Raw genomic sequence first — 5,546 nt, forward strand, 5'->3', positions numbered from 1 at the left:
CGTCCAGCCTCACCGGCGCCGGCTCACCACCACTCGCCGCCGCGTTCGCGTCCGGACCCGGACGCGCACTCTCGACAACCGACATGACCAACCAGTCCTTTCAACACGGGGGGCGGCCTTCCGAGCGGGGAAGGGCGCCCTTCGAACACAAGGGAGCAGGGGGTGGGGGATGGGGATGTGGGGGGATGTGGGGGGTGGGGCGATGACAGAGGTGCGGGCGAGTGGCGCGGATGGCGCGGGTGGTGCGGGCGCGTTCAGGCGGAGTCCTCCGCCGAGGACGCCGCGGAGCCCCGCCGGCGGAGCTCGTCCGACAGTTCCTGCCAGTCCCGCGCGCACTGCGCGGCCGCGGCGGCCGCCGTCTCGGCGCGGTACGGGGGGACCGCGGCGATGATCCGCTCCCGCTGACGCAGGGCGCTGACCTGGAGGTCCAGCATCCGCAGCAGGAGCCGGCCCGCCTCGCTGAGACGGAGCAGGGGGTCCTTGCAGAGCGCGGGCACCAGCGCGGCGAGTCGCTGACCGGGCGCGGCGGACGAGCCGGGTCCGGTGGAGCCGCCGACCGTGCCGGGCACGCCGGACAGGCCGCGGTCGCCGGGGAGCGGAGGGCGGGCGCGCCGCTGACCGGCGGGTACCGGGTCGGCTCCTTCGCCGATCCGGCGCCGGACGTCCCGTACGGTCGACGGGGCGATGCCGGCGGCCCGGGCGATCTCCCGGAGCGACGCCTGGGGATGGTCGGCGAGCAGGCGGGCCGCGGCCTCCCGGCCGCGCACCGGGTCCAGGGGGCGGATGCGGCCGTCGCGGCCGATCCTTCCGTCCGCCGCCGTCTGCCCGGTCGCCCGGACGCGCAGTGCGGCGACGGTCCGGGCGGACAGCCCGGTGCGGTCGGCCAGGAAGCGGTCGGACCAGTCCGGGTGGGTCCGGAGGATCCGCAGGGCGGCGGCGGTGCGTTCCCGGCGGGTGAGCGGGCGTCCGTGGCGGATGTTCGCCTCCACGGAGAGGACGAAGGCGTCCTCGGCGCTGCCGTCGAAGAACACGACGTCGACGGTGTGGTGGCCGCGGAGCCGAGCGGCGCGCAGCCGGTGGGTGCCGTCGATGACCCGCATGGTGGCGCGGTGGACGAGGAGCGGTCGGTAGGGGCCGTCGGCGGTGGCCAGGGTGCGGGCGTACTCCTCGTCGAGTCCGACGGTCCGGGGCGAGTCGGCGGTCCGCAGGGCCGTGGTCGGCACCCTGGCCACCGCGCCGGCGGCGTCGGCGATCGGGGTGGTGCCCGTCATGGGTGTGGGGAGTTTTCGGAGATTCATGGGTTCACCTCCTTCCGGGAGTGGGGCCCGGGCGCCGGGTTCGTTCGGCGTACCCAGGAGGACAGTAAGTAACTACCGTTCGGTAACAACCATCGGGCGGAAGCTCCCGGCGCGACTCTGGCAACTCGCCGCCCGGGGGGCGGTCGGTGGTGGGCGACCGCGGGTCTTGCGCACTCGCCCACCACCGGAGGAAGCGGCCGGTCAGACACCCACGAGCTCCTGGGTGCCGACGAAGTCCCGTAGCCAGGAACGGAATCCGGGACCGAGGTCCTCCCGCTCGCAGGCGAGGCGGACGGTGGCCTGGAGGTACTCGGCGCGGTCACCGGTGTCGTAGCGGCGGCCGCCGAAGACGACGCCGTGCACGGGCCGGCCCCGCTCGACCAGCCCCCGCAGCGCGTCGGTCAGCTGGATCTCGCCGCCGCGCCCCGGACGGGTCCGGCGCAGCTCGGCGAAGATCTCCGGATCGAGCAGGTAGCGCCCGATCACGGCCAGGTTGCTGGGCGCGGTGCCGGGCGCGGGCTTCTCCACCAGGTCGGTGACGCGGACGCCGTCGCTGCCCGCCATCGGGCGTACGGCGGCGCAGCCGTACTGGTGGATGCGGTCGGGCCCGACCTCCATGAGGGCCACCACGCTGCCGCCGTGACGCTCGCGGACCTCGGTCATCCGGGCCAGCAGCGGGTCGCGGGGGTCGATGAGGTCGTCGGCCAGGAGCACCGCGAAGGGCTCGTGGCCGACGTGCGGGGCGGCGCACAGCACGGCGTGTCCGAGGCCGAGGGGGTCCCGCTGGCGCACGTAGTGGATGTCGGCGAGTTCGGTGGAGGCGCAGACGCTGTCCAGCTTGTCCTGGTCGCCCCGGCGGGCCAGGGCCTCCTCCAGCTCGTGGTTGCGGTCGAAGTGGTCCTCCAGGGCCCGCTTGTTCCGGCCCGTGACCATGAGGATGTCCGCCATGCCGGCGGCGACCGCCTCCTCCACGACGTACTGGATCGCGGGCTTGTCGACGACCGGCAGCATCTCCTTCGGCGTGGCCTTGGTGACCGGCAGGAACCGGGTGCCGAGACCGGCCGCGGGAATGACCGCCTTGGTGATGGGGGAAGGTGTTTTCGACATGGCTGAGAGGCTAGGTAATCCCGCCCCGGAAAAGCACTTCCCGCCGTTCTCCCGGACCCCACTTCGGCATTTCATCAAAGTAGTGCGGGCCGCCCCCGGCGAATAGGAGAAATGCGGTGCGTGGCATTCCGGATCCCGTACGCACACGAATGCCCCGACCGCGGGGGAACGACGGTCGGGGCGGGGGCGGCACGGGGCGCGGACAGGGCTCGGGCGGGACGCGGACGGGGCGGGGCGGGGCGCGGACGGGACGCGGACGGGACGCGGACGGCGGCGGAGGGGTGCGGCCCGGGGCGCGCCCGAGGGTCAGGCGCCGCCCTGCGGCGGGACGCCCGGGCGCTCCGGCGGGACGGGCGGCACGTGACCGGCGGGCGGGACGGCCCGGAGTCCGGCGACCGGGGCGCCCGGGAGTTCGACGGACGGCACACCCCCGAGTCCGGCGGACGAGCCGACCGGAGGGCCGGCGGGCGAACCGGCGGAAGTCCCGGCGTACGGGCCCGGGTGCGGACCGGAGTGCGGGCCGGGATGCGGGCCGGCGTACTGGCCGGGGTGTGGGCCCGCGGTGACGCCCCGGCACACGAGTCGCCAGAGTTCGCGCAGCTCGTCCAGTGCCCGGCCGGGCAGCGCGGCGGGCCGGCGGCGGACGCGCCAGGCGGTACCGCACAGCAGGTGGCAGGCGATCCGCGCGACCGGGCGGGGCTCGACGCCCGGCGCCAGCTCCCCCTTCGCGGCGGCCTGTTCGAGCAGGTCCTGGAAGGACGGGATCCACGCGCCGCACCACGGCGGGCCCGACCGCCCGCCCTCCTGGGTGAGCCGCATCGCGGCCCGGACGGCCGCCTCGCGCTCGACCAGCGCCCCGAGCGCGAGCAGCAGGCCGGAGGCGGTGTCGACGGCCCGGCCGCCGTGCCGCGTGACGTCGCCGACGACGCTCCGGGTCAGGGCCGTACCGCACTGCACCACGGCGGCGGCGAGATCGGCCTTCGCCTCGAAATGGAAGGTCACCGCACCCACGGAAATCCCGGCCCGGCGGCTCAGCCGGGAGTACGAGGTCCCCTCGTATCCGTGATGGTCGAATTCGACCGCGGCCACGGAGAGAAGGTGCTGGCGGGTGCGCACGGCGCGCGTTTGTTTCACCACGGATTCATCACTGCCATTCGGATCGTCACTGCCCCGCCGATACGCGTCGATGCGCATCGGCACGCGTCGACCACGCGCCGACGCGTGCCGGGACTCGCCGGCACGCGCCGTCCCTGACGGGGCGGCACCGCAGCCTGCCCCGCCGTCCGCCCGCGGCGCGAGGGCTACTTGGCGAAGACGTCCCCCGGCCGCCGGGTCCCGCCGGCCGCCCGGACCCAACCTGCCGAAGTCGCCTCACGAAGACCAGACCAGAGCTAGAAAAAAAACGATCGTTCTGTATTCTGTGAAGAGATGGATCGCCCAATGGATCGCCCGGCCGACACCCACCGGCCGTTGCCGAGGAGGCGGAGAGATGACGGCACTGACCCTGCCCCTGGCTCCCAGAGCCACGGACACGCAGCGCGCGCGGACGCCGCGCGAGCGGTTACACCAGCCCTTACCCCAGCCCGTGACCCACCCTTTGTCCCACCCCTTGCCGCAGGCCCTGCCGCAGTCCCCGCCGCAGGCCCTGCCGCGGTCCTCGGCACCCGACCGCGGCACCGACGGCACCCCCGCGACGGACCCGGCCCTGACCGACTACACCGAGCGGCTCTTCGGCCATCTGTCCCGCGCCGACCAGCGGCGCTGGGCACGGGTCTACCTCCAGGGGCTGCTGACCGCGACGGGCAAGAAGTCCGTACGGCAGCTCGCCGCCTCGGTCACGGACTCCCCCACCGCCTACCAGTCGCTCCAGCAGTTCATCAACGCGAGCCCCTGGGAGTGGGAGCCCGCCCGCCGTGAACTCCTGCGCTGGATCGGCGAGCGGCACACGCCCGTCGCCTGGACCGTGGGACAGGCCGTGCTGCCCAAGCGCGGCTCCCACTCCGTCGGCGTGCACCGCCGGTTCGACCCGTCCGCCGGAAAGACCCTCAACTGCCAGCTCGGTATCGGGATCTTCGCCTCCCTCGACGAGGGCACCGGCATCCCGGTCGACTGGCGCCTGCTGCTCCCGGAGCCCTGGCTCGCCGACCCCGACCGGCGGCGTCGCGCCCGGATAGACCCCGCGACCCCCTACCGCTCCCCCGCCTCGCTCATCCTGGACCTGGCCGACGCCGTCCGTGACGCGCCCCGCGCGCCCCTGGTCGCGGACCTGAGCCGGACCGCGAAGGCGGGAGAGCTCGTCGCCGCGCTCGCCTCCCGGGGCTGGGACCTGCTCGTCGCCGTCCCGCCGTCCCTCACGCTCACCCCCGCCGGCCTCCCCAACGGCACCGAACTCACCGCCGCCGGCGTCGCCGCCCTGGGCCGGCTCCGGCACCCCAAGGCGATGCGGGTCCACTCGACCCTGGTGCGCCTGCCCGACGTCCCGCAGCCCTGCCGCCTGTTCACCCAGCGCCGCAACGGCCCGTTCTGGCTGACGACCCTGACCCGCCACCGGATGGACGACCTCCTCCATCTGACCCTCCACCAGGGCGCGCCCGCCACGACGACGCGCCGCCTGGCCGACGCGTACGGCCTCCTCGACTTCGAGGGACGCTCGTACCCGGGCTGGCACCACCACATGACCCTGGTCTCCGCCGCGTACGCCTACGACGCCGCTCCCGGCCCCCTGCACCACCGCCTCCCCGGCGCGGCGTGACCGCCACCGCCTCCCCGGCGCGGCGTGACCGCCGCAGCCGGGCGGGGGCGGGTGGCCGGGCGAGCGGGGTGTCAGGTGGTGGTGCGGACGAGGGCGAGGACCTCGTCACGGATCTTCGCCATGGTGGCCGCATCCCGCGCCTCGACGTTCAGACGCAGCAACGGCTCCGTGTTGGACGCACGCAGGTTGAACCACCAGTCGGCCGAGGAAACAGTCAGCCCGTCAAGCTCGTCCAGGACGACGCCGTCCTGGTCGCCGTAGACGGCCCTGACCGCTGCGGTGCGGGCGGCCTGATCGGCGACGGTGGAGTTGATCTCACCGGACCCGGCATACCGGTCATAGGAGGCGACCAGCCCGGACAACGGCCCCTCCTGCCCACCCAGCGCGGC

Annotated in this window: 5 protein-coding genes and 2 pseudogenes; 2 read left to right on the top strand and 5 right to left on the bottom strand. The window is 74.6% G+C overall.

The window, feature by feature from the left end:
• Window positions 1-254 precede the first annotated feature (254 nt).
• From ACFQ8C_RS36320 to ACFQ8C_RS36335, 4 genes and pseudogenes are all read right to left on the bottom strand, one after another.
• Window positions 255-1,298, bottom strand: a complete 1,044-nt coding sequence (locus ACFQ8C_RS36320) for a ParB/RepB/Spo0J family partition protein (protein ID WP_383466142.1) — start codon at window positions 1,296-1,298, stop codon at window positions 255-257.
• Window positions 1,299-1,499: 201 nt separating this feature from the next.
• Entirely contained in the window at window positions 1,500-2,405 is a 906-nt protein-coding gene (gene galU, locus ACFQ8C_RS36325) for a UTP--glucose-1-phosphate uridylyltransferase GalU (RefSeq protein ID WP_383466144.1), read from the bottom strand.
• 306 nt (window positions 2,406-2,711) lie between these two features.
• Entirely contained in the window at window positions 2,712-3,407 is a 696-nt protein-coding gene (locus tag ACFQ8C_RS36330) for a hypothetical protein (protein ID WP_383466148.1), read from the bottom strand.
• A 15-nt stretch (window positions 3,408-3,422) separates the two neighbouring features.
• Window positions 3,423-3,494: pseudogene (locus ACFQ8C_RS36335) on the bottom strand (TetR/AcrR family transcriptional regulator); the annotation flags it as partial.
• On the opposite strand from ACFQ8C_RS36335, the gene ACFQ8C_RS36340 reads away from it, so the two are divergent.
• The gene (locus tag ACFQ8C_RS36340; protein WP_383466150.1) at window positions 3,468-3,659 is read left to right on the top strand and encodes a hypothetical protein; all 192 of its coding nucleotides are present in this window, start codon (window positions 3,468-3,470) and stop codon (window positions 3,657-3,659) included. The pseudogene ACFQ8C_RS36335 and the gene ACFQ8C_RS36340 sit on opposite strands and share 27 nt — an antisense overlap.
• 331 nt (window positions 3,660-3,990) lie before the next feature.
• Window positions 3,991-5,157 carry an IS701 family transposase gene (locus tag ACFQ8C_RS36345; protein WP_383466146.1) on the top strand — a complete coding sequence of 389 codons (1,167 nt, stop codon included), beginning with the start codon at window positions 3,991-3,993 and terminating at the stop codon, window positions 5,155-5,157.
• A gap of 71 nt (window positions 5,158-5,228) precedes the next feature.
• On the opposite strand, the pseudogene manB reads toward ACFQ8C_RS36345, so the two are convergent.
• Window positions 5,229-5,546: pseudogene (manB, locus tag ACFQ8C_RS36350) on the bottom strand (phosphomannomutase/phosphoglucomutase); the annotation flags it as partial.

Source organism: Streptomyces sp. NPDC056503 (assembly GCF_042794995.1).
Lineage (GTDB): Bacteria > Actinomycetota > Actinomycetes > Streptomycetales > Streptomycetaceae > Streptomyces.

Excerpts from the sequence above, each read along its gene's own strand:
- galU (WP_383466144.1), bottom strand. The coding sequence starts at position 2,405 with ATGTCGAAAACACCTTCCCCCATCACCAAGGCGGTCATTCCCGCGGCC.
- ACFQ8C_RS36320 (WP_383466142.1), bottom strand. The coding sequence starts at position 1,298 with ATGAATCTCCGAAAACTCCCCACACCCATGACGGGCACCACCCCGATC.